Raw genomic sequence first — 22,852 nt, 5'->3', positions numbered from 1 at the left:
CCAGCAGGGCCGAGACCTTGAAATCCGGCCCCAGCGCTTCGGCATGGCGGTGCAGGCCATCAAGCACGGTCTTGAGCCCGATCGTGTCGGCCCAGAACATCGGCCCGCCGGTAAAGGCCGGCCAGCCATAGCCATTGAGCCAGACGATATCGATGTCGGAAGCGCGCTGCGCCATCCCCTCCTCGAGGATTTTCGCGCCCTCATTGATCATCGGATAGAGCAGGCGCTCACGGATTTCATCGCCGGAGAACTTTCTCTGAGGCACTCCGCTCTTCGCGGCGAAAGCCGCAATGATGGCCTCGGTCTCTGGCGAGGGCGAACCGCGACGGTTCTCGTCGTAATCGTAAAAACCCTTTGAGGTCTTCTGTCCGCGGCGGCCGCGCTCGCACAGGACTTCGCGAATGGTCGAGCTGGATGAGCCTTCCACCGTCCAGCCCAGATCCAGACCGGCCAGATCGGCCATCTGGAAGGGACCCATCGGGAAGCCGAATTCGGTCAGGGCGGCATCAACCTCCCAGGGGCTGGCGCCCTCGAGCAGGAGCTTTTGCGCCTCGGCCTGGCGCGGGCTGAGCATGCGATTGCCGATAAAGCCGGGACAGACACCGGAGACCACAGCGATCTTGCCGATCTTCTTGGCCAGCCCCATCACCGTCTTGAGGACGGACGGCGAAGTCCTGGTGCCACGCACCACTTCAAGCAGGCGCATGATATTGGCCGGCGAGAAGAAGTGCAGCCCGACCACGGCTTCGGGCCGCTTCGTCTCGGCCGCCATCTCGTCGATATTGAGATAGCTGGTATTGGAGGCGAGGATCGCGCCGGGCTTCACGATGCCGTCGAGCCGGCGGAAGACATCCTTCTTGATCTCCATCAGTTCGAACACGGCCTCGATCACCAGATCGCAATCGGCGAGATCGTCATAATCCAGCGTCGGGGTGAGCAAGCCCATGGCCGCCTCGACCTGCTCGCCCGTCATGCGGCCACGCGCGGCGGTGCGTTCGTAATTCTTGCGGATGGTGGCCACGCCGCGATCCAGCGCCGCCTGTTCGCGCTCGACCAGGGTGACCGGAAGGCCGGCGGAGAGGAAATTCATCGCAATCCCCCCGCCCATCGTGCCGGCACCGAGAATCCCGACCTTGGCGATCGGGATGAGGGGCGTGTCAGCGGGGATGCCGTCGATCTTGGCGGCCTGGCGTTCGGCGAAGAAAAGATGCCGCATCGCCTTCGACTGGGTGCCCGAGACCAGTTTCATGAACAGTTCGCGTTCCAGCTTGATCCCCTCGTCAAACGGCCGGTCGACGGCAGCCCGGACGGCTTCGACACAGGCCTTGGGCGCATCGAAACCTTGCAGGCGGCGCGAGTTTTCAGCGATGAACTTGTCGAACACCTGCGGGTGATTGGCCGCCGCCGCGATCCGGTCCGTACGCAGGCTCGACACGGGGTGACCCGCACGGCTGGCGACATCCTGGGCAAAGGCGATGGCGTCCTCGGCGAGACTGTCGGCCCCGGCAAGCCGGTCGACCAGGCCGATCTCCATGGCCCGCGCGGCGGCAACCGGCTCGCCGGTCACGATCATCGACAGGGCATCGGCCACGCCGGCAACGCGCGGCAGGCGCTGGGTACCGCCGGCGCCGGGCAGCAGGCCCAGCTTTACTTCCGGCAGGCCAAGCCGGGCTGATGGCACGGCAATCCGGTAGTGGCAGCCCAGCGCGACTTCCAGCCCGCCGCCGAGCGCCGTACCGTGAATGGCAGCAACGACCGGTTTGGGGCATTGCTCGATCGCATTGACCACGTCCGGCAATGAGGGCGCGACCGGCGGCTTGCCGAATTCGGTGATATCGGCGCCGGCGAAGAAGGTGCGTCCGTCACAGCGAATGACAACCGCCTTGATGCCATCATCGCCGGCCGCCTCGGTGATCGCCGCCGCCAGCCCGGCGCGAACGGCCTGGCCGAGCGCATTGACGGGCGGGTTGTCGGAAATGATGACGAGGATATCCCCGACGCGTTGGGTGGTGATCACAGACATGTGACGCTCCTGTCGTTGCCGGTTGAATGCGCACGCCCTTCGCCGCAGGGGCAGGACGGGCCGATTTGACCCCAAGCCCGAACGCCCCGCAAGGCATGAAAACCGGATTTGCGCCACCTGTTGCCCTCGGTGACGCTCGCAGGAAACTCTGCTAAGGCGATGATATGGATGCCCGACCGGAGCCAGGCGATGACGCCACCACGCAGCGCTTTCAACAGAAGCGTGAGCGCATCCTTGATGCGGCGACGCGGCTGATCAACCGGCATGGCGTCAAGGGCATGACCTTTGTCGATGTCGCCGAACTGGTCGAACTCAATACCACCAGCGTCACCTATTATTTCAAGCGCAAGGAATTGCTCGCCGCCGCGGTGCTCGACCGCACGATCGACCGGCTCGAGGCGCTGATCCGCGATGCCGCCGCCCAGCCGACGCCGCGCGCGCGCATGGCGCGCTATGTCGAGGCGCATCTGGAGCTGCACGCCCGGATCGAACTCAATCAGGCGCGCCCGATCACCGTACTCTCGGATATCCGGGCCCTGGGCGAGCCGTTCCGCAGCGAACTGACCGCCCGCTATGTGAGCGCCCTGCGCAAGGTGCGCGACTTCTTCGATCCGCCGCGCAGCGACCGTGACAAGATCCTGCGCACCATCCGCGCCCATATCCTGGTGCAGAACATGTTCTGGCTGCCCGGCTGGCTGGCGCTGTATTCGGTCAGCGACTATCCGCGCATCAGCCGCCGCATGATCGAGGTACTCGAACACGGCATCGCCCCGGACGGCGCCCGCTGGACGCCGCAACTGCTCTCGGTCACGCCCCAGGCCCAGACGCCTGAGAGCGAGGGCATGCCGGAGAATTTCGCCCGCGCCGCCACCTGCCTGATCAATGAAAAGGGCTATCGCGGCGCCTCGGTCGAGCAGATCGCCTCGGAACTCAATGTCACCAAGGGCAGTTTCTACCATCATCTCGAGGCCAAGGACGAGCTGGTGCTGGAATGCTTCCGGCGCAGTCATGAGCGGATCTGGCTGATCCAGTGCGCCGCGATCGAGGCTGGCGGCAGTCAGCTCGATCAGCTGGCCGCAGCCATCGGCACCTTGCTGGACGTGCAATTGTGCAGCGAGTTCCCGCTGCTGCGCACCACGGCCCTGCAGGTCCTCCCGAGCGAGTGGCGCACCGACATGCTGGAGCGCTCGACCCGTCTGGCGCGGCGCTTTGCGGGCATGATGATTGACGGGATTTCCGAAGGCACGGTGCGCACGATCGATCCGCTGATCGCCAGCCAGATCGTCATGGGCGCCCTCAATTCAGCCTATGATCTGCGCGGCTGGATCGCGCCGCTGCCGCAAGGCACCGCCATCGACCTGTATGGCTCGACGGTCGCACACGGCCTGTTCGCCGATAGCTAGCTACGCCGCTGGCGGATCAGGCCTTCCTGTGCCGTGCTGGCAATCAGGCGTCCCTCACGGGTGAAGATACTCCCGCGATTGAAACCGCGCCCGCCACCGGCCCAGGGGCTGTCCGTGACGTAAAGCATCCACTCATCGGCGCGCACATCGCCATGCAGCCACAGGGCATGATCGAGGCTGGCCGACTGCATGCCCGGACTGATCCAGCTGACCCCGTGGGGCTGCATGCTGGTGCTGAGCAAGGCCATGTCGGAAGCATAGGCCAGGATGGCGCGATGCATGACCTGGTCGCCGGCGACCGGCGCTGCGGCGCGCATCCAGACCTGGCGGGCCGGTTCGCGTTTTTCCGGGCGCACCAGTGACCAGGGCTGAACCGCCCGCATCTCGATCGGGCGCGGCCGCGTCATCGCCGTCACAAAGGCTTCCGGCAGTTCGTCGCGCTGGCTCTCGATCAGCTCCGCTTCGCTGAGCAGGTCTTCCGGCTGCGGCACGTCGGGCATTTCGGCCTGGTGGGCAAACCCCTCTTCGGGGACCTGGAAAGAGGCCGCCAGATTGAGGATGGGCTTGCCGCGCTGCATCGCCACGACCCGGCGGGTGGAAAAGCTGCGGCCATCGAAATCGCGCTCGACGCGGCAGATGATCGGCAAATTCTCGTCGCCCGGCCGCATGAAATAGGCGTGCAGCGAATGCACCACCCGCTGGGGATCAACCGAGGCAGCGGCCGACATCAAGGCCTGGGCGATGACCTGGCCGCCGAAGACACGGCCCTGGCCGCCCGGATTGCGCATGCCGCGATAGAGATCGGTATCGAGCTCCTCGACGCGCAGCAATCGCTCCAGCCCCTCGATCAGTTCGGCGGGCGTCTTGCGGGTCGGGGAGGTCTCGTTTGCGGGCATTGCCAGGTCCTTCTTGTCGGGGCGATGGGCCGGAAGGAAATTCGCGGTCCAGGCGCCCGCCGTCAACGCCTATTGTGCAGCGCAACAAATGCGTATGGATCAGGCGATAACCTGCTTCATCGATACCGAAATGTCGGCAAGCCGTCCGGGATCGACCGGCGTGCCCTGACCGATCAGCTTGCGGCCGAACATGAATTCCGGCGGCGCATTGACCGCCTCGACGGAGCGCACGGCATCGCCCTTCATGTGGAACACGGCGAATTTTCCGGTCGCGGGGTCACCGCGCACGATCTGGCTGGTGGCATCGAGCGGCAGTCCGGCGAGCTGGATTTTCAGGTCATACTGGTCCGACCAGAACCAGGGCACTTCCGGTGCCGGCACCGGCGTGCCGGTCAGCACATGGGCGACACAGCGCGCCTGTTCCAGCGCGTTCGGCACGCTCTCGAGGCGGAACCGGGTGTTGTAGAGCTCCAGCGGACGGAAGGAGACATCGCCAATGGCGAAGATGGACGGATCGCTGGTGCGGGCGTCGGCATCGACGATGATGCCATTGCCGCATTCCAGCCCGGCCTCGCGGGCCAGCTCGTCATTGGGCACCACGCCGGCGCCGACCAGAACCAGATCGCAGGCCAGCGACCGGCCATCGGCGAGTTCGACCGCCGTCACGCCATCGCTGCCGGCAAACCCCTTAACCCCGGCATTGAAGACAAATTCGACACCGTGATCGCCATGATATTTTTCCAGAAAGGCGGACATGGTCGCGCTGGCAACGCGGGCGGCGCTGCGCGCTTCGCGCTCCACGACAATCGCCTTCATCCCCGCCTTGCGGGCCGAGGCTGCGACTTCCAGGCCAATATAGCCGGCGCCAACAAGAATGATCGTCTTGCCGGCGACCATGCCGGACTTCAGCGCCTCGGCATCGGCCAGGGTGCGCAGGGCCATCACACCATCGAGATCCTCGCCGGACAGACCGAGATGGCGCGGACGGGCACCGGTGGCGATCACCAGGGCCTCATAGCCGATCGTGCCGCCACCCTCGAGACTGACGCGGCGCGCAGCGCGGTCGATCCCGGCCACCCGCGTGCCGATACGCAGATCGACATCATTGTCACGATACCAGTCCGCCGGACGCAGGATGACGTGGTCAAGTGTACTGGTGCCCGCCAGCCAGGCCTTGGAAAGCGGCGGCCGCTGATAGGGCACCACCGGCTCTTCACCGATCAGACTGATCGCGCCGGAAAATCCGCTCTGGCGCAGCTGCGCCGCCGCAGCGCCGCCTGCATGGCCGGCGCCGATGATGACGACATGGGGTGGCAGGCTGGAGGTCTGGCTCATGATCGGTCGGCTTTCGGCAGGCATTGGCGGGATCTTTATCCCGCCAATCAGACCGCATGAAGACACGGGCGGGCAAGCGGGAAATCAGGCGGATGCCAGCTTTTCCCGCTTCCCGCACCGGCTGCGATCACTTTCAGTCCTTCAGGCCGAGCTTGCGAAAGATGATGCTGGGCGGGCAGAAACCGGTGAAGCTGGACTGGACCAGGTTGAAGCCGACGAAGATGGCCAGCGCGATCCAGTAGGGATGGACCCAGATCGACAGGGCGATGGAGATCAGGACCATGCTGCCCGCAAGCAGCCGGACGGCACTATTGATGGTCATGGGGCATTTCCTTCTTTGACCGGTTCAGCATCAGGCTGATTGCCGGATTGGGGGAGATAGGGTTGGTCGGGATCCTTGAAGATCACATAGATCGCCGGGATCACCAGCACCGTCAGAAGGGTCGAGGAGGCCAGGCCGAACAGAAGCGAGATCGCCAGTCCCTGGAAGATCGGATCGCCCAGGATGACAACCGCGCCGATCATCGCCGCAATCGCGGTCAGCAGGATCGGCTTGAAGCGGATCGCGCCGGCCCGCAGCAGGGTCTCACGCAGCGTTTCGTCGGCCTCGGCTCCATGACGGATGAAGTCGACCAGCAGGATCGAGTTGCGCACGATAATCCCCGCCAGGGCGATGAAGCCGATCATCGAGGTCGCGGTGAAGGCGGCGCCGAAAATCCAGTGGCCGAACATGATGCCGATAAAGGTCAGCGGCACCGGGGTGAGGACGATCAGCGGCACCCGGAAGGAACCGAACTGGGCTACCACGAGCACATAGACCCCGAGCAGGGCGACCATGAAGGCCGCGCCCATATCGCGGAAGGTGACATAGGTGATCTCCCATTCGCCATCCCAGAGCAGGGTCGGCTCGGCATCGCTGGCCGGCTGGCCATGCAGGCGGATCACCGGCTGTGGCACGGCCTCGGTCCAGGGGCGATCATCGAGCGCCTCGGCGACAGCGCCCATGCCATAGATCGGCGCTTCATAGGCCCCGGCCAGCTCGGCCATCACCATTTCGGCATAGCGGCCATCGCGGCGATAGATCGGATAGGAGCCGGGCTCTTCGGTCACCGAGACGACATCGCCGAGTTCAACGACGCCGCGCGCGCCCGGCAGGGCGTTGGCCGGCACCGGTGTCGAGGCGAGGCGTTCGTTCCAGCTGTGCTCACCGCGCGGCAGGGCAACCGAAATATCGATCGGATTGCGGCCCTCGCCGCGGTGCGAATAGCCCACGGATGTACCACCGATCAGGGCCTGGATGGTGTCATAGACATCGCTTTGCTGGACCTGGAAGAATTCGAGGCTGTCCTGGTCGATCGCAATGCGCAGGCGGGGGCGCGGCACGCCGAAACTGTCGTCGATATCGACAATATAGGGCACCGAAGCGAAGGCCGCGCGGACCTCGGTCGCCACGGCGCGGCGGGTCTCGGCATCAGGCCCGTAGATCTCGGCCAGCAATGTCGCCATCACCGGCGGTCCCGGCGGGATTTCCGCAACGCGGACGACCGTGCCCTCGGGCATGTCGAGCCCGGCGAGCAATTCACGCGCTTCGAGTGCAATCTCGTGCGAGGAGCGGTCACGCTCGGTTTTCGGCGCCAGATTGACCTGGAGATCGCCCAGTTCCGGCCGGTTGCGCAGATAGTAGTGACGCACCAGGCCGTTGAAATTGAACGGGGCCGACGTGCCGCTATAGAGCTGGATCGAGGTCGCTTCCGGCAGGGCCGCCAGACGATCGGCAGCCTCGCTCAGCACGCGTTCGGTACGCTCAACGGTCGCACCTTCCGGCAGGTCGATGACGACCTGGAATTCGGATTTATTGTCGAAGGGCAGGAGCTTGACCGTCACCGTCCGGGTGAAGAAGAGCGACATCGAACCCAGGGTGAAGACCCCGACAATGAGCAGAACCGTCCAGGCATTGGTGCGGCTGGCGATCACCGGCGTCGCGACACGGCGATAAAGCCGCCCGAGCACGCCTTCGCTCTCATGGGCATGTGCCTCGGCATCACCCGGCTTGTCGGGCTTGCCGCCGGCGATGACTTTCATCAGCCAGGGCGTGAGCACCATGGCGACGAAGAAGGAGAAGATCATCGCCGCCGAGGCATTGACCGGAATCGGCGCCATATAGGGGCCCATCAGACCGGACACGAACAGCATCGGCAGGAGGGCGGCGACCACGGTCAGGGTGGCGACAATGGTCGGATTGCCGACCTCGGCCACGGCCTCGATGGCTGCCTGGACACGGGTTCGCCCGTCGCGCATCGCCCAGTGACGGGCGATATTCTCGATCACGACAATGGCGTCATCGACGAGAATCCCGATCGAGAAGATCAGCGCAAACAGCGAGACGCGGTTGATGGTGTAGCCCATCAGATTGGAGGCAAACAGGGTCAGAAGAATGGTCGTCGGGATGACGACAAACACCACCACACCCTCACGCCAGCCGATCACGAAGGTGACGAGCAGCACGATGGAGACGGTGGCCAGGGCGAGGTGGAAGAGGAGCTCATTGGCCTTCTCATTCGCGGTCTCGCCGTAATTGCGGGTGATGGTGACCTCGAGCCCGTGCGGGATCAGCGTGCCTTCGAGCGATTCAATACGCTCGATGATATGTTCCGAGACGACCACCGCATTGGCACCCTCACGCTTGGCAATCGCCAGGGTGACGGCGGGCAGGCGATTCCATTCAGTCTCGCCTTCCTCGCGATTGAGCATCCAGGCGCGGGCATCGGTCGGCATCGAGCCAACCACAACGGTAGCGACATCGCGGACATAGACCGGGCGGCCATCGCGCGAGGTGACCAGCAGGAGGCCGATATCCGGGATCCCCTGCAGCGTCTGGCCGGCGGTGACCGACCAGGTCTGGTCGGTGGCGGAAAGATTCCCGACAGGGAAAGAGCGGTTGGCTTCGGCAATGCGGCCGGCAAGCTGCTGCAGCGTGATGCCGTATTGCGACAGGCGCTCCGGATCGGGCTCGATGCGGATCTGGTCGGCGCGGCCGCCGACGATATAGGTCAGGCCGACATCCTCGACCGAGAGCAGGGCTGCGCGCAATTCCTCGACGATATTGTAGAGCGCATTATCGTCCCAATGCCCGGCTTCGTCGGCGCGCGGCGAGAGGGTGAGCGAGACAATCGCGACATCATCAATTCCGCGCCCGACCACGAGGGGTTCGGGAATACCGTTGGGGATGCGGTCCATATTGGCGCGGATGCGTTCATGCACGCGCAGGATTGCCGCATCGGGATCTGTGCCGACATCGAAACGCGCCGTCACCATCACCTGGTCGTCTGTGGTCTGGGAATAGACATGCTCGACCGCGTCGATCGAACGTATGATCGCCTCAAGAGGCTCGGTGACCAGCTCGACGCCATCGGCGGCGCGCAAACCGTCGGTGCTGACCATCACATCGACCATCGGGACCGAGATCTGCGGCTCTTCCTCGCGTGGGATGACCATCAGGGCCAGCAGGCCCACCGCCAGCGAGGCGAGCAGGATGAGCGGGGTCAGCGGTGACCGGATGAAGGCCTTGGTCAGGCTGCCTGAGATACCCAGCTTCATGGTTGCACCAACAGGTCGCCGGCGGCGAGGCCGCCCAGGATTTCAACCCCGTCATCGCTATCCAGACCGCGCTGGACAACGATGTCGGAATGCGTGCCATCGGCGTGCTGCAGGCGGACATAGTCAACGCCATAGCGGTTCACCAGATAGGTTTCGGGCACGAGAATGGCGGCACGCTCATCAACAGCGACGTAGACACGCACGCGCTCGCCGACAAAATAGCTTCCCAGCCCCTCGACCACCGCATCGGCAATCACGCGGCCATCCTGGACCTGGGGATAGACCTGCCGGATATAGCCCGAAGGCGAGACGTCGCCGGTCAGTTCTGAGACATCGACCATCACCGCATCGCCTTCGCGAATGCTGCGCGCATGCCGCTCGGGCAGGCGCAGGCGCAGAAGATAGAGTTCGGAGGCAATCATCGCCACGGCTTCGCCTGGCAGGACCACGCTGCCGGAGGTGACGGGCACCTGCAGCACACGGCCGGACGCCGGTGCGAGCACATCACCCTGCCGCGATTGTTGCACCAGGACATTGCGGTTCTGGCGCGCGGCGGCGAGCTGACCTTCCAGCACATCGGCAGCGGTCCGCGCCTCGTCGAGCCGGGCTTGTGGGAAGATACCGCGGTCAAACAGGTCCTGGGCGCGAGTCAGATCAATCCGGGCCTGGGCCAATTGCGATTCCAGCGCAGAGACCTGGCCGTTGGCGGCACCGATCTGCGGTGCAATCCGGTCGTCGACGACGACGGCGAGAATATCACCGGCGGTGACAGCATCGCCCTCATCGACCCGCAATTCGCCAATCGTGCCACCAATCCGGGCGCGGGCGCTGACGACATCGATACTCTCGACCGTCGCGAAGACAGCCTTGCGGTCGACGATTTGCTGTTCGACGACCGTATACGTCCCGCCGCTCTGGGCGCTGGCCGTCGCAGGCAGGATGAAGGCCGCGAGGGCCAGCGGGAGAATGAGTCCGGTCAATCGCATTGGGGGCCTCATACGGCTTGTGGGTCGAAAACGGCGCCCGTCGCCGGGTCGATGGCGATGGTCGCCAGGCCGGCCTGCTTCCAGGCCATCAGCCCGCCACGGACATGCGTGGTGATCGGCACGCCTGCCGCCTCGCAACGCGCTACCGCATCGGCGGAACGCTTGCCGGAACCGCAGTGAAAGATCACCTCGCGGGTCTTGTCGACAGGCAGGGCGGCGGGGTCAAAGGTCGAGAGGGGAAACAGCAAGGCACCGTGAATCCGCTCGGAGGCGTATTCGCGCGGCTCGCGCACATCGATCAGGATGGCCTTGTTTGATTGCATCGCCTCAACGGCGGTCTTCGGGTCCAACTCACGCAGGCTCATCGGGGCATCTCCCTGGGGATGAAGAAAACATAATTGACAACTAATGTAGTGAAAGATATTTTAGTGTCAACTAATGTTTGGAAAACCGATGACCGCAAACCCGATCCAGCCCACAGCCGATAGCCATTTCGCCGAACTGCAACATCAGGCTGGCGACGCCGCCGTCTTCCTCAAGCAGCTCGCGAATGAAAAGCGCCTGCTGATCCTGTGCCGCCTGGCACTGGGGGAAGCGACGGTTTCGGAATTGTGTGAGATGGCGGGCCTGTCGCAATCAGCGATGTCGCAACACCTCGCCAAGATGCGCAGCGAGGGCCTGGTCGCCGGCCGCAAGGCGGGCCTGCAGGTTCACTATTCGATCGCGGATGACCGCTGCCACGGGATTCTCAAACATCTCAAGGAAGATTTCTGCATCGCCGCCGACAGCCTGCAAGGCTGATCAGCGACCCTCTCAACCCTGAAGGAGCGTGACATGGCACATATTGTTGTACTGGGAGCCGGACTGGGCGGCGTACCGATGGCGCTCGAGGCGCGCAAGCACGCCCGCAAGACCGATACGATTACCGTCATCAGTGACAGCGCGACCTTCCACTTCACCCCCTCCAATCCCTGGGTGGCTGTCGACTGGCGCAGGCCCGACCAGATCAAGGTCGAGCTGGAGCCGATGTTTGCCAAGAAGAAGATCGATTTCATCCATTCCGCCGCAACCAAGCTGCGCCCGGAAGACAATTCGATCGAACTCGCCAATGGCGAGACCGTCACCTACGACTATCTCGCCATCTGTACCGGCCCCGAGCTCGCCTTTGATGAAATCGAGGGGCTTGGCCCTCATAATGGCTTCACCCAGTCGGTCTGCCATGTCGATCATGCCGAAGCCGCGAAGCCCGTCTGGGACGAGTTCGTCAAGGACCCTGGCCCCGTTATTGTCGGCGCCGTCCAGGGCGCGTCCTGCTTTGGCCCGGCCTATGAATTCGCCATGATCCTGGAAACCGATCTGCGCCGCCGCAAGATCCGCGACCAGGTACCGATGACCTTCGTCACCTCCGAGCCCTATATCGGCCATCTCGGCCTCGATGGCGTCGGTGACACCAAGGGCCTGCTGGAAAGCGAAATGCGCAACCGGCACATCAAATGGATCACCAGCGCCCGCGTCACCAAGGTTGAAGACGGGCTGATGCATGTCGAGGAAGTCGCCGAAGACGGCACCGTCGCCAAGACCCATGAATTGCCTTTCAAATACTCGATGATGCTGCCGCCCTTCCGCGGCATCCCGACGCTTCGCGGCATTGAGGGCCTGGTCAATCCGCGCGGTTTTGTCATTGTCGACGAGAACCAGCGCAACCCGGCCTATCCCAATATCTACGGGATCGGTGTCTGCATCGCGATCCCGCCGGTCGGCAATTACGCCGTCCCGGTTGGCGTGCCCAAGACCGGCTTCATGATCGAATCCATGGTTGTCGCGGCAGCGCGAAACCTGCGGGCCGTCATGGATGGCGAGGCGCCCACCAATGTCGCGACATGGAATGCCGTCTGCATCGCCGATTTCGGCGATGGCGGCGTCGCCTTCGTCGCCATGCCGCAAATTCCGCCCCGCAATGTCAATTGGGCCGCGGAAGGCAAATGGGTCCACATCGCCAAGGAAGCCTTCGAGAGCTATTTCATGAGCAAGGTCCGCCACGGCACCGGCGAGCCCTTCTACGAGAAAGCCGCCTTCGACATGCTCGGCATCCACAAGGTCAAACCCAAGGCATCGGACCAGTAAGCGCGGCAGACTGTGTGAGGTTTCAGTGACAGCCAGGCAAAACTGGCGATCAGGCTTGTGAGCGGGTTTCGGCCCGCTAAGCTGGCCTGATCGCGGCTTTGCCCCGGAGGCCGCGCGACCAGGATGCGTTGCCATGAAATTCTTTATCGATACCGCCGAAATCTCCGAAATCCGCGAACTGGCCGAAACCGGTCTTGTCGATGGCATCACCACCAACCCGTCCCTGATCAAGCAATCCGGGCGGGACTTCATTGAGGTGATCACCGAGATCTGTGGCGTGATTTCCGGCCCGGTATCCGCCGAGGTGATCGCGACCGATACCGCCGGCATGCTCAGCGAAGGCCGCCGCCTCGCCGCAATTGCCAGCAATGTCACCGTCAAACTGCCGCTGACCTGGGACGGGCTGAAAGCCTGCCGCACCTTCGCCGACGAAGGCATTGCGACCAATGTCACCCTGTGTTTCTCGGCCAACCAGGCGCTGCTGGCCGCCAAGGCCGGTGCGAGCTTCATCTCGCCCTTCATCGGCCGGCTCGATGATCTCGGTGTCGACGGATTGGAACTGATCCACAAGATCCGCACGATTTACGACAATTACGGCTTCGAGACCGAAATTCTCGCCGCCTCGATCCGCTCGTCCGCCCATGTCGAGGCCTGCGCCCTGGCCGGTGCCGATGTCGCGACGATTCCGCCGCAAGTGCTCAAATCCCTGTCCCGGCACACGCTGACCGACAAGGGCCTGGCCAGCTTCCTCACCGACTGGGAAACCACCGGGCAATCGATCTGAACCGCCACGCACTCTGCTGCACTGCAATATAAAAATGTGCATAAGCCGGCAGGCCGTGCTAAGTGGCACCGACGCGTCACCCGAATATCGGACCAGTCGGCCGAGCCAGTTAGCTGGCATCATGAGGCATGATCTGGAGCAAACACGCGCCCGGATTGGAAGAATACCTCATGACACTGAATGCCCGAATTGCGCCGGCATTGGCCCGCGCGCTTGAAAAGAAGGGTTTTGCCACCCTCACAGAAGTCCAGGAATCGGTGCTCGCACCGGAAGCCGACGGCGCCGACCTTCTGGTCTCGGCCCAGACCGGCTCTGGCAAGACCGCCGCTTTCGGCATGGCCATCGCGCCAACCCTGCTCGGCGAAAATGAACGCTTCGAGCGCGGCGCCGAACCGATGGCGCTCGTCGTCGCCCCGACCCGCGAACTGGCCCTGCAGGTGCAGCGCGAACTGGTCTGGCTCTATGCCGAGACCGGTGCCCGCATCGTCACCTGCGTTGGCGGCATGGACACGCGCACCGAGCGCCGCGCGCTGGAAGCCGGCTGTCACATCGTCGTCGGCACGCCCGGCCGCCTGCGCGACCATATCGAACGCGGCGCGCTCGATCTGTCCTCCTTGCGCGCTGTCGTGCTCGACGAAGCCGATGAAATGCTCGATTTCGGCTTCCGCGAAGACCTCGAATACATTCTCGACGCCGCGCCGGCGAGCCGCCGCACCCTGATGTTCTCGGCGACGGTTCCCCGCTCGATCGCCGACATGGCCAAGCGCTATCAGCGCAATGCCGTGCGCATCTCCACCGTTTCAGAGCGCGCCCAGCACAGCGATATCGAATACAAGGCCCTCTCGGTCGCCCCGAGCGATCGCGAACACGCCATCATCAATGTGCTGCGCTATTATGATGCCCCCAGCGCCATCGTCTTCTGCGCCACGCGTGAAGCGGTCAACCGGCTCTCCAGCCGCTTCGGCAATCGCGGCTTTGCCGTCGTCGCCCTGTCCGGCGAGCTGAGCCAGAAGGACCGCACCTCGGCCCTGCAGGCAATGCGCGATGGCCGCGCCCGCGTCTGCGTCGCCACCGATGTCGCCGCGCGCGGCATCGACCTGCCAGGCCTCGAACTCGTCATCCACGCCGACCTGCCAACCAATAGCGACACGCTGCTGCACCGCTCCGGCCGTACCGGTCGGGCCGGCCAGAAGGGCACCTGCGTCCTGATCGTGCCGCACACCCGCCGTGGCCGCGCCCAGCGCCTCTTGCGCGACGGCAAGATCCAGGCGGAATGGGGCAATGCGCCGAGCCTGGACGATATCAAACTCAAGGACCGCGAACGCGTCATGTCCGATCCCGCGCTCAGCGAGACCTATGACGAGGATGCCCTCGCCATGGCGCAGGAACTGCTCAGCCGCTACTCGGCCGAACAGATTGCCGCCGCCTTCCTCAACCGCCGCCAGGCGGACATGCCTTCAGCCGAGGAATTGATCGAAAATCCCGGCACCTATTCCAATGACGGCCCGGGCGCGCCGGAAAAGCGCCGCGAGCCGTTTGGCGACAGCGTCTGGTACCGTCTCACCGCCGGCCGCAAGCACCGCGCCGAGCCGCGCTGGATCCTGCCGCTGATCTGCCGTCTCGGTCATATCACCAAGCGCGAGATCGGTGCGATCCAGATCGGCGAGGAAGAAAGCCGGTTCGAAATCCTCGCCTCGGAGTCCGACCGTTTCATGGACGCGGTGCAGAAAGCCGGTGGCGGCGAAAAATCGATCCGCATCACCCGCGACGAAGGTGGCGCCGATGCGCCGCTCGACCGCCCGCGCAAACCGCGCCAGCCAGCCGCCTATACCGGCCGGCCGAAACCGGGCCGCGATGGCGAGAGCGGCGGCGATTTCACGCCGCGGCCCAAGCCCTATGCCGGCAAGTCCGACAAGCCTTACAAGGCGAAGTCACGCGATGATGACGCTTTCACAGCCCCTTATGTCCCCAAGGACAAGCCGCGCGGCAAGGATGGCGATACGCCCTATACGCCCAAGCCCCGCAAGGCCGATGGCGACAAGCCGTTCGCGCCCAAGGGCAAGCCACGCGGAAAGCCGTTCAGCGCCGATCGCAAACCTGGCGCCAAGGCCGGCGCACCGCGTCCGAGCAAGCCCTGGGATCCGGCCGTGGTCGCCTCGGCCCCGGTCAAGCGCCGCTCGCCAACCGAGAGCCCGGCTCCGGGTGGACCGGACCACGCGCTGAAAAAGGCGAAGAAGAAAACCAAGCCGACAGAAGACTGATCCGGCTGTCCGGCCGGCGATGACGGGCCACCCGTCATCGCCGCCGCAGCTCTAGTCCTCGTCGGCGGGTTTGAGTTCGTCGGCGTTCGAGAGTTCCGGAAACAGCTTGAACCAGCTGGCCGCCGTAATCAGCGCCAGCACACCCCCCATCAGCACAGCACCGACCGGGCCGAGGAATCGGGCTGCGACGCCGGACTCGAATTCGCCCAGCTCGTTCGAGGCCGAGATGAACATGAACTCGACCGAGGACACCCGTCCGCGCATGCTTTGTGGCGTCGAGAGCTGGATGATCGACTGGCGGATATAGACCGAGATCATGTCGGCCGCGCCGGTGATCGCGAGCATCAGCATCGATACCAGCAGCACGGTCGAGACGGCGAAGCCGATCATCGCCACGCCATAGACGGCGATCGCCACCAGCATCCACATCCCGACCCGGCGGGTCAGCGGCTTGCTGGCCAGAATGAAGGCGATGATCGCCGCGCCGATCGCCGGCGCCGTGCGCAACAGGCCCAGCCCGACGGTGTCCGTGTGCAGGATATCACGCGCGAACACCGGCAAGAGCGCCGTCACGCCGCCGAACAGGACCACGATCAGATCGAGCGAGATCGCTCCGAGCACGATCCGGTTATTGCGCACATAGCGCAGCCCTTCCAGAATCAAGGCCGCCCCGTGGACGCCGTGCACATGCTCGTGCTTCGGCGTGCGGGCGCTCCAGATCGCGTAGATCGAGATCAGGGTCAGAACGAAGCTGACCGCATAGACGGTTGTCGGCCCCGCGATATAGAGCAGGCCGGCGATCGCCGGGCCGGAAATGGCGGCAGCCTCGAAGCCGAGCGAATTCCAGGCGATCGCCTGGCGCAGCTCGTCACGGGGCACCAGGCGGGCAAACAGCGCGCTCGAGGCAGCCGGCGCGAAGGCGTGCAGCACGCCCAGCCCGACCGAGGTCGAGAAGATCATCCACAGCGCTGTCGGTCCGGCAAAGAAGGGGCTGGCGGCGAGCACCAGGGTGAGCAGACCGCGGCCGACATTGCTGATCACCAGGATCATCTTGCGGTCGAGCCGGTCGGCCGCCTGCCCGCCGAGCAGCGAGAGCAGCAGAACCGGTGCAAACTGCGCCAGACCGACCATGCCCAGCAGCAGGGCCGATTCCTCGACCGAGCGGGTCTGGCGGGCAATGTCATAGACCTGCCAGCCAATCGCCACCGCCATCATCTGGCGCGCTGCGGAATTGGCCTGGCGCATGATCCAGTAGCGCAGGAAAGCATCGTGCCGGAAGACGGAAAGGGATGGCATCAACACGGCAATTCCAGTCCCGGACAAGCTGGTGGTGTGGCGGCCGGCCGGGCTTGCCCTGCCCCGCCTTGCCAAGGATCAGTCGGATACACAGACGCGCCCGAAAACCAAAGCCGAAACTGCAATCCCTCAAGGATGACCTTCACCGGGCCCCGGCCAGCGGCCGGAAGCGGCGAAAGAACCAGAGCGGCAAGAGCCCGGCCGCCAGGACGGCAAACCCGCCCAGGCCCAATATCCCGTTCCAGGGCCAGACCGGCGCGGTCATCAGCATCAGCGACAGACCGGCAAAGGCATTGACCGAGCCGTGCATCGCCGCCGCCGCAATCACCCCGCCGCGTTCGCGGGCCAGCGCGTGATAGGGCGTCAGCAGGATAGTGAACACGGTCATCGCCGCCACCCCGCTCCAGCCCATGCCGGGATAGTTATGGCCCATCAGGATCAGCGGCGCGTGCCAGACACCCCAGATGACACCGATCAGCAGACACATGGGCCAGAAGCCGAGCCCGGCCAGTCGCGGCTGCAACCAGCCACGCCAGCCCAGCTCCTCGCTGAGCGTCAGGAAAACCGTATTGAACACCATGGCAAGCGGCAGGCCGACCGCCAGCTGGATCAGGAGAAGGTCGCGCACCGGCATGGGCAGGGTTTGTCCGCTGGCCTCGAACTGGGCCGTGGCGATGGCGACCGGATCTGCGGGCGCTTCACCGAGCGCCAGCAGGCTGACGGCGATGGCCACGACGACCAGGAGGAGGGGTATCAGCCAGCCGGCCAGTATCCAGACCAGGATGCGGCCGGGCCGGAAGCCTCTGAACCCAAGCGCCTCGCCGAGCCGTCCCCGGTCGAAAACCAGCGCTGTGACCAGGGCGGCGATTGACGGCCCGACCATGTAAGCGCTCATCAGGGCGAGCGCCGGCATCGCCCCCATCACCTCGAAACCGCCCGCCCGATGGGCGCCAAAGGCAAGAGCCCAGCTGATACCGAAAGCCAGAAACAGAAACAGACCGATCGCGCGCATGACGTCCCCCGATAGCGCCCAAGGTTTAGGCAGCAAAGAAGACCCGGATCGCCCGCCGGTGTCGAGCCCCGGGTCGGCGCTTTTCTCCCTCACTCAGCTCCACCGCCTCACAATCGCGCCATCGGGGCATCTCCGCATTCGCGCCCCGCCACGCTTCGCGCTAGACTGCGACCTCTCGCCGCTTCGCCAGGCGGCGTTTTTTGATGTTTATCAAGCCGGTGAGTTTGCCGCGACAGGGGTTTTTGTGGACGGTTCGATTTCAAACGCTACCGGCACCGCCGCAGGACAGCGCCCGCTGATCGATCATTTCGGGCGGCACATCACCTATCTGCGCCTGTCAGTGACCGATCGCTGCGACCTGCGCTGCGTCTATTGCATGAAGGCACGGCCGGACTTTCTGCCGAAGTCGGAACTGCTCACCCTCGAGGAACTCACCCAGCTGGGCGATGCCTTCATCCGCCGCGGCGTGACCAAGATCCGCGTCACCGGCGGCGAACCGTTGGTGCGGCGCGATGTGATGACGCTGATCGAGAATCTCGGCGCCCGCATCGGCACCACCGGTCTGGAAGAAGTCTGCCTCACCACCAACGCAACCCAATTGCCGCGCTTTGCCGGCCAGCTGGCCGCGGCGGGCGTCAAGCGGATCAATGTCTCGCTCGACACGCTGGATGAGGCGACCTTCGCCCGTCTGACACGCGGCGGAAAACTGGCCGATACGCTGGCCGGAATTGATGCCGCCGATGCGGCCGGGCTCAAGGTCAAGATCAATACCGTCGCCCTCAAGGATGATAACGAACATTCCCTGCGCGAACTGATCACCTGGGCCCATGGCCGCGGTTTCGATCTGACCCTGATCGAGATCATGCCGCTGGGCGAGGTCGACGCGGCGCGCTCGGATCAATTCCTGTCTCTCGCCCAGGTCAAGGCTGAACTGGAACAGGACTGGACCCTGACCCCGCTGACCGACAAGACCGGCGGACCGGCCCGCTATTGGCGCGTCGGGGAGACGGGCGGACGGCTTGGCCTGATCACGCCCCTGACCGAGAATTTCTGTGCCGGCTGCAACCGCGTCCGCCTGACCTGTACCGGCCAGCTGTATATGTGCCTGGGCCGCAATGGCCGGCTCGATCTGCGCGCCGCCCTGCGCGAGGGCGGGCTTGAGGCCGTTGATGCCCTGCTCGACGAGGCCATGGCGCTCAAACCGCAGGCGCATGATTTTGACGTCTCCGCCGGCGCCGCGACCGAAGTCGGGCGCACCATGGCCCATACCGGAGGCTGAACATGGCCCTGACGATCCGATATTTCGCCGCCCTGCGCGACAGGATGGGCACTGCCGAATCTGTCGTCGACTACATGCCGGGCATTGATGGCGGCGGCCTCGCCGAATGGCTGATCGCCCGCGATCCGGCAGCCGAGGCGCTCGCCCATCCTTCGGTGCGCCTGATCATCAATGACGAGATCGCACCGCGCAGCCAATCCCTCCAGGATGGCGACACCATCGCCTTCTGCCCGCCTTTTTCAGGGGGCTAGACGGTGGCAGTGACGGTCAAGGTCCAGACGGAAAGCTTCGATCCCGGCGCCCTGCTCAATGCGCTGACGGGCCAGGATTCCAGCTGCGGCGCTGTCGCCAGCTTTACCGGACAGGTGCGCGGCGGCGATGATCTGGTGGCGCTGGAGCTGGAGCATTATCCCGGCGTCACCGAACAGGCCCTCGGCCGCATCGCCGGGGAAGCCGTGCGGCGCTGGTCGCTGGGCGAGGCGATGATCATTCACCGGGTCGGCAGGATGGCGATTGGCGAGCCCATCGTCTTCGTCGGCGCCTCGGCCCCTCACCGGAAAGCGGCGCTTGAGGCGACCGGTTTCATGATCGATATTCTCAAGACCCAGGCCCCGTTCTGGAAACGCGCATACACTACCAGCGGCTCGCACTGGGTCGAGCCCCGCCCCGGCGACGATGAAGCCGCAGCCGCATGGCTGACCGGAAGCAAGGAATTCACCGCATGAACGCCATTCCCGACACGATCGGCTTCGCCGTCATGACCGTCTCCGACAGCCGGGATGCCAAGACCGACAAGACCGGCCCCTGGCTGCGCGAACAGATCAGCGCCGAGGGCCATGCCGTCATCGATCATGCCATCGTCGCCGACGATATCGGCGCCATCCAGGCGCAGTTGCAAACCTGGATCGCCAACCCCGCCATCCACGCCGTGATCGCCACCGGCGGCACCGGCCTGACGGGGCGCGATGTGACACCGGAAGCCTTCAAGCCGCTCTATGAGAAAGAGATGGAGGGCTTCTCCGCCGTCTATCACCAGGTCAGCTTCCGCTCGGTCGGCGTCTCGACCATCCAGTCACGCGCCACCGCCGGGATTGCCGGCGGCACCTATCTGTTTGCCATTCCCGGCTCGATGGGCGGCTGCAAGGATGTCTGGAACCATATCCTCAAGGATGAATTCGACCGCACGCACCGCCCGTGCAATCTCGTCGACCTCATTCCCCGCCTGATGGAGCGCTGAGCATGAGCGCCAAACTCACCCATCAGGACAGCGATGGCCGCATCCGCATGGTCGATGTCGGCGGCAAGGACGAGACCGAGCGGCGCGCCATCGCCAGCGGGCGCATCACCATGAGCCAGGCCGCCTTCGAAGCCGTCCGTGACGGCCAGGGTCCGAAGGGCGATGCGCTCAAGACCGCTGAACTGGCCGGCATCATGGCCGCCAAGAAAACCTCCGACCTGATCCCGCTCTGCCACCCGCTGCCCATCACCAAGGCAAAGGTGGTCATCAATGCCAGCACCACAGCGCCGGACTTCATCATCCGCGCCGAAGTCAGCACCCGTGGCCGGACCGGCGTCGAGATGGAAGCCCTGACCGCCGTCTCCGTGGCCGCGCTGACGCTCTACGACATGGCCAAGGCGCTCGATAAGTCGATGCGGATTTCCGACATCGTGCTGGACGAGAAGACGGGCGGGAAGTCGGGAGATTATCGCCGCAATGACTGACATCATGATCCCGGTCACCGCCGCCCGCGCCCGCATCACCGCCGCCTTGCTGCCGCTGGAGGCCGAGCCCTGCAGCCTGACCGAAGCCTTTGGCCGCACGCTCGCCGCGCCCCTGGTCGCGCAACTCACCCAGCCGCCCTTTGCGGCCTCGGCAATGGATGGCTATGCGGTTCATTCGCGCGATCTCGGCGATCTGCCCGCACGTCTCGCGCTGCAGGGTGAATCGGCGGCCGGCCATGGTTTCGACCTGAAGCTGAAACCCGGCCATGCGATCCGCATCTCGACCGGCGCGCCGATGCCGCAGGGCGCCGACCAGGTGGTGATGCAGGAGCGCGTCACCCGCGATGGCAACCATATCACGCTCGATGACACACCGCGCCCCAACTCGAATGTCCGTGCCGCCGGGATTGATTTCAACGCCGGTGACGCGCTGCTGCCGGCCGGCGCCGTGCTCGGCCCCGATGCTGTCGCCCTCGCCGCCGGTGCCGGCCTGTCGGAACTGACCGTGCATCGCCGCCCGCGCGTCGGGATTCTGTCCACCGGCGACGAACTGGTCGAGCCGGGCCAGACACCCGGCCCCCACCAGATCATCAATTCCATCGCCTGGGGGCTGGACGGTCTGGTGCGGCAATGGGGCGGCGAACCGGTCTATCTCGGCATTGCCCGCGACAGCCAGGCCGATGTCCGTGCGAAACTCGAGGCCACACAGGGCCTCGATATCGTCGTCACCATTGGCGGCGCCTCGGTCGGCGATCATGACCATCTGCGCCAGGTCTTCACGGCCATGGGCGGCGTGCTCGACTTCGGCAAGATCGCCGTCAAACCGGGCAAGCCGAGCTGGTTCGGCCGGCTGGGCGATGTGGCCTTTCTCGGCCTGCCGGGCAATCCGGTCTCGTCCCTGGTCATGGCGCGCCTGTTGCTGCGGCCGGCACTGGCCGTGCTGTGCGGCCGGCCCGAGACGCTGGAGTTCAAGACGGCGCGGCTCGGCGAAGACATGGCGGCGAACGGGATGCGCGAGAATTTCGTCCGCGCCCGCATCGATCCGCAGACCGGCCGGGTTCACCCGCTCGGCAACCAGGATTCCTCGGCCCTGTCCGCTCTCGTCCGCGCCGATGCGCTGATCCGGCGCGAGATCGAGGCACCGGCCGCGAAGGCCGGCGAGGAAACGCAAATCCTGCCGCTTTAGGCCCGGTCTCAGACTAGGTTGATGCCCGGCTTTCCGGCCTCGATCTTCCCGATCACTGTCGCCGCCTCATGGCCGTGGCGCGCGAACACGGCCAGCACGTCCGCGACGCAATCCGGTGCGCAGGAAACCAGCAGGCCGCCACTCGTCTGCGGATCGCACAACAGGTCACGCTCATGATCAGGCCAGTCGTCCGGCGCCGTCACGAAATCGCCCACCGAGGCCCAGACCCGCACCGAAGCACCGGTGCGCACACCCGTCTCGGCCAGACGCCGCGCGCCCGGGAAGACCGGAATGGCATCGCGTTTCAGCGTGGCGGCCACGCCGCTGCCCTCACACACCTCGCGCAAATGCCCGAGCAGGCCAAAGCCGGTGACATCGGTGACGGCATGCACGCCATCAAGCGCCGCGAGATCCGTACCGGGGCGGTTGAGCAATGTGGTCGAAGCGATCATCTCGGCTTGGTCTTCCGGCGTTATGATGCCGCGCTTCATCGCAGCGCTGTAGATGCCGATGCCCAGCGGCTTGCCGAGGATCAACACATCACCGGGCTTGGCACCGGCATTGGTCAGCATGCGGTCAGGATGGACAATCCCCAGCGCCACCAGACCATAAAACGGTTCCGCCGCATCGATCGAATGCCCGCCGGCAATCGGGGCACCGGCAGCTTCGGCAACGGTGCGGCCGCCATTGAGAATCTCGCGGATCGTGTCCAGCGGCAGCTTGCCCAGCGGCATGCCGACAATGGCGAGGCAGAAGATCGGCCGCGCGCCCATGGCGTAGAGATCGGACAGGGCATTGGTCGCTGCGATACGCCCGAAATCGAACGGGTCGTCGACGATCGGGGTGAAGAAATCGGTCGTCGCCACGATGGCGAGATCATCGCCGAGGCGATAGACCGCGGCGTCATCGCGGGTCGAGGCATCGACGACCAGTTCGGCCGGCATGGCA

The 22,852-nt window shown here is 64.9% G+C and carries 21 protein-coding genes; 11 read left to right on the top strand and 10 right to left on the bottom strand.

What is annotated here, in order from left to right:
• Nucleotides 1-2,023 (bottom strand): 3-hydroxyacyl-CoA dehydrogenase NAD-binding domain-containing protein (locus ACN0YF_RS07240; protein ID WP_417493868.1); only part of this gene is annotated, 2,023 nt, incomplete at its 3' end.
• A gap of 164 nt (nucleotides 2,024-2,187) precedes the next feature.
• Here ACN0YF_RS07240 and ACN0YF_RS07235 point away from each other — a divergent pair.
• Nucleotides 2,188-3,426, top strand: a complete 1,239-nt coding sequence (locus ACN0YF_RS07235; protein WP_417482735.1) for a TetR/AcrR family transcriptional regulator — start codon at nucleotides 2,188-2,190, stop codon at nucleotides 3,424-3,426.
• On the opposite strand, the gene ACN0YF_RS07230 is transcribed toward ACN0YF_RS07235, so the two are convergent.
• The 6 genes from ACN0YF_RS07230 to ACN0YF_RS07205 all read right to left on the bottom strand — a co-directional run bounded on the left by ACN0YF_RS07230 (nucleotide 3,423) and on the right by ACN0YF_RS07205 (nucleotide 10,605).
• Nucleotides 3,423-4,322: an acyl-CoA thioesterase gene (locus ACN0YF_RS07230; RefSeq protein WP_417493867.1), complete on the bottom strand. Its 900-nt coding sequence runs from the start codon at nucleotides 4,320-4,322 to the stop codon at nucleotides 3,423-3,425. The two genes, ACN0YF_RS07235 and ACN0YF_RS07230, sit on opposite strands and share 4 nt — an antisense overlap.
• A gap of 99 nt (nucleotides 4,323-4,421) precedes the next feature.
• Nucleotides 4,422-5,657 (bottom strand): NAD(P)/FAD-dependent oxidoreductase, encoded by a 1,236-nt coding sequence (locus tag ACN0YF_RS07225; RefSeq protein WP_417493866.1) that lies wholly within the window; start codon nucleotides 5,655-5,657, stop codon nucleotides 4,422-4,424.
• Nucleotides 5,658-5,790: 133 nt separating this feature from the next.
• The gene (locus ACN0YF_RS07220; protein WP_417482732.1) at nucleotides 5,791-5,979 is read right to left on the bottom strand and encodes a DUF2892 domain-containing protein; all 189 of its coding nucleotides are present in this window, start codon (nucleotides 5,977-5,979) and stop codon (nucleotides 5,791-5,793) included.
• On the bottom strand, nucleotides 5,976-9,254 hold the full coding sequence (locus ACN0YF_RS07215) for an efflux RND transporter permease subunit (RefSeq protein WP_417493865.1): 3,279 nt from the start codon (nucleotides 9,252-9,254) through the stop codon (nucleotides 5,976-5,978). Before ACN0YF_RS07215 ends, ACN0YF_RS07220 begins: the two co-directional genes overlap by 4 nt.
• The gene (locus ACN0YF_RS07210) at nucleotides 9,251-10,240 is read right to left on the bottom strand and encodes an efflux RND transporter periplasmic adaptor subunit (protein WP_417493864.1); all 990 of its coding nucleotides are present in this window, start codon (nucleotides 10,238-10,240) and stop codon (nucleotides 9,251-9,253) included. The genes ACN0YF_RS07215 and ACN0YF_RS07210 overlap by 4 nt, the downstream gene beginning before the upstream one ends.
• 8 nt (nucleotides 10,241-10,248) lie before the next feature.
• Nucleotides 10,249-10,605: a rhodanese-like domain-containing protein gene (locus ACN0YF_RS07205; protein WP_417482729.1), complete on the bottom strand. Its 357-nt coding sequence runs from the start codon at nucleotides 10,603-10,605 to the stop codon at nucleotides 10,249-10,251.
• A gap of 88 nt (nucleotides 10,606-10,693) precedes the next feature.
• On the opposite strand from ACN0YF_RS07205, the gene ACN0YF_RS07200 reads away from it, so the two are divergent.
• From ACN0YF_RS07200 to ACN0YF_RS07185, 4 genes are all read left to right on the top strand, one after another.
• Nucleotides 10,694-11,041, top strand: a complete 348-nt coding sequence (locus tag ACN0YF_RS07200; RefSeq protein ID WP_417482728.1) for an ArsR/SmtB family transcription factor — start codon at nucleotides 10,694-10,696, stop codon at nucleotides 11,039-11,041.
• A gap of 33 nt (nucleotides 11,042-11,074) precedes the next feature.
• Nucleotides 11,075-12,364 carry an NAD(P)/FAD-dependent oxidoreductase gene (locus ACN0YF_RS07195; RefSeq protein WP_417493863.1) on the top strand — a complete coding sequence of 430 codons (1,290 nt, stop codon included), beginning with the start codon at nucleotides 11,075-11,077 and terminating at the stop codon, nucleotides 12,362-12,364.
• Nucleotides 12,365-12,497: 133 nt separating this feature from the next.
• Complete coding sequence (gene fsa / locus ACN0YF_RS07190; protein WP_417493862.1) at nucleotides 12,498-13,148, top strand: fructose-6-phosphate aldolase; 651 nt, start codon at nucleotides 12,498-12,500, stop codon at nucleotides 13,146-13,148.
• 170 nt (nucleotides 13,149-13,318) lie between these two features.
• Complete coding sequence (locus tag ACN0YF_RS07185) at nucleotides 13,319-15,409, top strand: DEAD/DEAH box helicase (RefSeq protein ID WP_417493861.1); 2,091 nt, start codon at nucleotides 13,319-13,321, stop codon at nucleotides 15,407-15,409.
• 51 nt (nucleotides 15,410-15,460) lie between these two features.
• Here ACN0YF_RS07185 and ACN0YF_RS07180 read toward each other — a convergent pair whose 3' ends face one another.
• A complete protein-coding gene (locus tag ACN0YF_RS07180) occupies nucleotides 15,461-16,705 on the bottom strand; it encodes an MFS transporter (RefSeq protein WP_417493860.1) in 1,245 nt (414 codons plus the stop codon).
• Nucleotides 16,706-16,847: 142 nt separating this feature from the next.
• Nucleotides 16,848-17,717, bottom strand: coding sequence for a CPBP family intramembrane glutamic endopeptidase (locus ACN0YF_RS07175; RefSeq protein WP_417493859.1), 870 nt, complete (start codon nucleotides 17,715-17,717; stop codon nucleotides 16,848-16,850).
• 244 nt (nucleotides 17,718-17,961) lie between these two features.
• On the opposite strand from ACN0YF_RS07175, the gene moaA reads away from it, so the two are divergent.
• The 6 genes from moaA to glp are packed head-to-tail and all read left to right on the top strand — an operon-like array spanning nucleotide 17,962 to nucleotide 21,904.
• Entirely contained in the window at nucleotides 17,962-18,996 is a 1,035-nt protein-coding gene (gene moaA, locus ACN0YF_RS07170) for a GTP 3',8-cyclase MoaA (RefSeq protein ID WP_417493858.1), read from the top strand.
• Nucleotides 18,997-18,998: 2 nt separating this feature from the next.
• Nucleotides 18,999-19,247, top strand: coding sequence for a MoaD/ThiS family protein (locus ACN0YF_RS07165; protein WP_417493857.1), 249 nt, complete (start codon nucleotides 18,999-19,001; stop codon nucleotides 19,245-19,247).
• 3 nt (nucleotides 19,248-19,250) lie between these two features.
• Entirely contained in the window at nucleotides 19,251-19,721 is a 471-nt protein-coding gene (locus ACN0YF_RS07160; RefSeq protein ID WP_417493856.1) for a molybdenum cofactor biosynthesis protein MoaE, read from the top strand.
• A complete protein-coding gene (locus ACN0YF_RS07155) occupies nucleotides 19,718-20,233 on the top strand; it encodes a molybdenum cofactor synthesis domain-containing protein (RefSeq protein WP_417493855.1) in 516 nt (171 codons plus the stop codon). Before ACN0YF_RS07160 ends, ACN0YF_RS07155 begins: the two co-directional genes overlap by 4 nt.
• 2 nt (nucleotides 20,234-20,235) lie before the next feature.
• Nucleotides 20,236-20,718, top strand: coding sequence for a cyclic pyranopterin monophosphate synthase MoaC (gene moaC / locus ACN0YF_RS07150; RefSeq protein WP_417493854.1), 483 nt, complete (start codon nucleotides 20,236-20,238; stop codon nucleotides 20,716-20,718).
• Nucleotides 20,711-21,904: a gephyrin-like molybdotransferase Glp gene (gene glp / locus ACN0YF_RS07145; protein WP_417493853.1), complete on the top strand. Its 1,194-nt coding sequence runs from the start codon at nucleotides 20,711-20,713 to the stop codon at nucleotides 21,902-21,904. Before moaC ends, glp begins: the two co-directional genes overlap by 8 nt.
• Before the next feature lie 8 nt (nucleotides 21,905-21,912).
• On the opposite strand, the gene selD is transcribed toward glp, so the two are convergent.
• On the bottom strand, nucleotides 21,913-22,852 hold a 940-nt coding region (gene selD / locus ACN0YF_RS07140), incomplete at its 5' end, for a selenide, water dikinase SelD (RefSeq protein ID WP_417493852.1).

The organism is Maricaulis sp. (genome assembly GCF_048270265.1).
Taxonomy (GTDB): domain Bacteria; phylum Pseudomonadota; class Alphaproteobacteria; order Caulobacterales; family Maricaulaceae; genus Maricaulis.
The sequence above is the reverse complement of the archived record's forward strand: the minus strand, read 5'-3'. Positions and strand labels throughout refer to the sequence as shown.

Excerpts from the sequence above, each read along its gene's own strand:
- ACN0YF_RS07185 (WP_417493861.1), top strand. The coding sequence starts at position 13,319 with ATGACACTGAATGCCCGAATTGCGCCGGCATTGGCCCGCGCGCTTGAA.
- ACN0YF_RS07180 (WP_417493860.1), bottom strand. The coding sequence starts at position 16,705 with ATGCCATCCCTTTCCGTCTTCCGGCACGATGCTTTCCTGCGCTACTGG.
- fsa (WP_417493862.1), top strand. The coding sequence starts at position 12,498 with ATGAAATTCTTTATCGATACCGCCGAAATCTCCGAAATCCGCGAACTG.
- ACN0YF_RS07205 (WP_417482729.1), bottom strand. The coding sequence starts at position 10,605 with ATGAGCCTGCGTGAGTTGGACCCGAAGACCGCCGTTGAGGCGATGCAA.
- ACN0YF_RS07165 (WP_417493857.1), top strand. The coding sequence starts at position 18,999 with ATGGCCCTGACGATCCGATATTTCGCCGCCCTGCGCGACAGGATGGGC.
- ACN0YF_RS07175 (WP_417493859.1), bottom strand. The coding sequence starts at position 17,717 with ATGCGCGCGATCGGTCTGTTTCTGTTTCTGGCTTTCGGTATCAGCTGG.
- ACN0YF_RS07210 (WP_417493864.1), bottom strand. The coding sequence starts at position 10,240 with ATGCGATTGACCGGACTCATTCTCCCGCTGGCCCTCGCGGCCTTCATC.
- ACN0YF_RS07225 (WP_417493866.1), bottom strand. The coding sequence starts at position 5,657 with ATGAGCCAGACCTCCAGCCTGCCACCCCATGTCGTCATCATCGGCGCC.
- moaC (WP_417493854.1), top strand. The coding sequence starts at position 20,236 with ATGAGCGCCAAACTCACCCATCAGGACAGCGATGGCCGCATCCGCATG.
- ACN0YF_RS07235 (WP_417482735.1), top strand. The coding sequence starts at position 2,188 with ATGGATGCCCGACCGGAGCCAGGCGATGACGCCACCACGCAGCGCTTT.
- ACN0YF_RS07195 (WP_417493863.1), top strand. The coding sequence starts at position 11,075 with ATGGCACATATTGTTGTACTGGGAGCCGGACTGGGCGGCGTACCGATG.
- ACN0YF_RS07230 (WP_417493867.1), bottom strand. The coding sequence starts at position 4,322 with ATGCCCGCAAACGAGACCTCCCCGACCCGCAAGACGCCCGCCGAACTG.
- ACN0YF_RS07155 (WP_417493855.1), top strand. The coding sequence starts at position 19,718 with ATGAACGCCATTCCCGACACGATCGGCTTCGCCGTCATGACCGTCTCC.
- ACN0YF_RS07215 (WP_417493865.1), bottom strand. The coding sequence starts at position 9,254 with ATGAAGCTGGGTATCTCAGGCAGCCTGACCAAGGCCTTCATCCGGTCA.
- ACN0YF_RS07220 (WP_417482732.1), bottom strand. The coding sequence starts at position 5,979 with ATGACCATCAATAGTGCCGTCCGGCTGCTTGCGGGCAGCATGGTCCTG.
- ACN0YF_RS07200 (WP_417482728.1), top strand. The coding sequence starts at position 10,694 with ATGACCGCAAACCCGATCCAGCCCACAGCCGATAGCCATTTCGCCGAA.
- glp (WP_417493853.1), top strand. The coding sequence starts at position 20,711 with ATGACTGACATCATGATCCCGGTCACCGCCGCCCGCGCCCGCATCACC.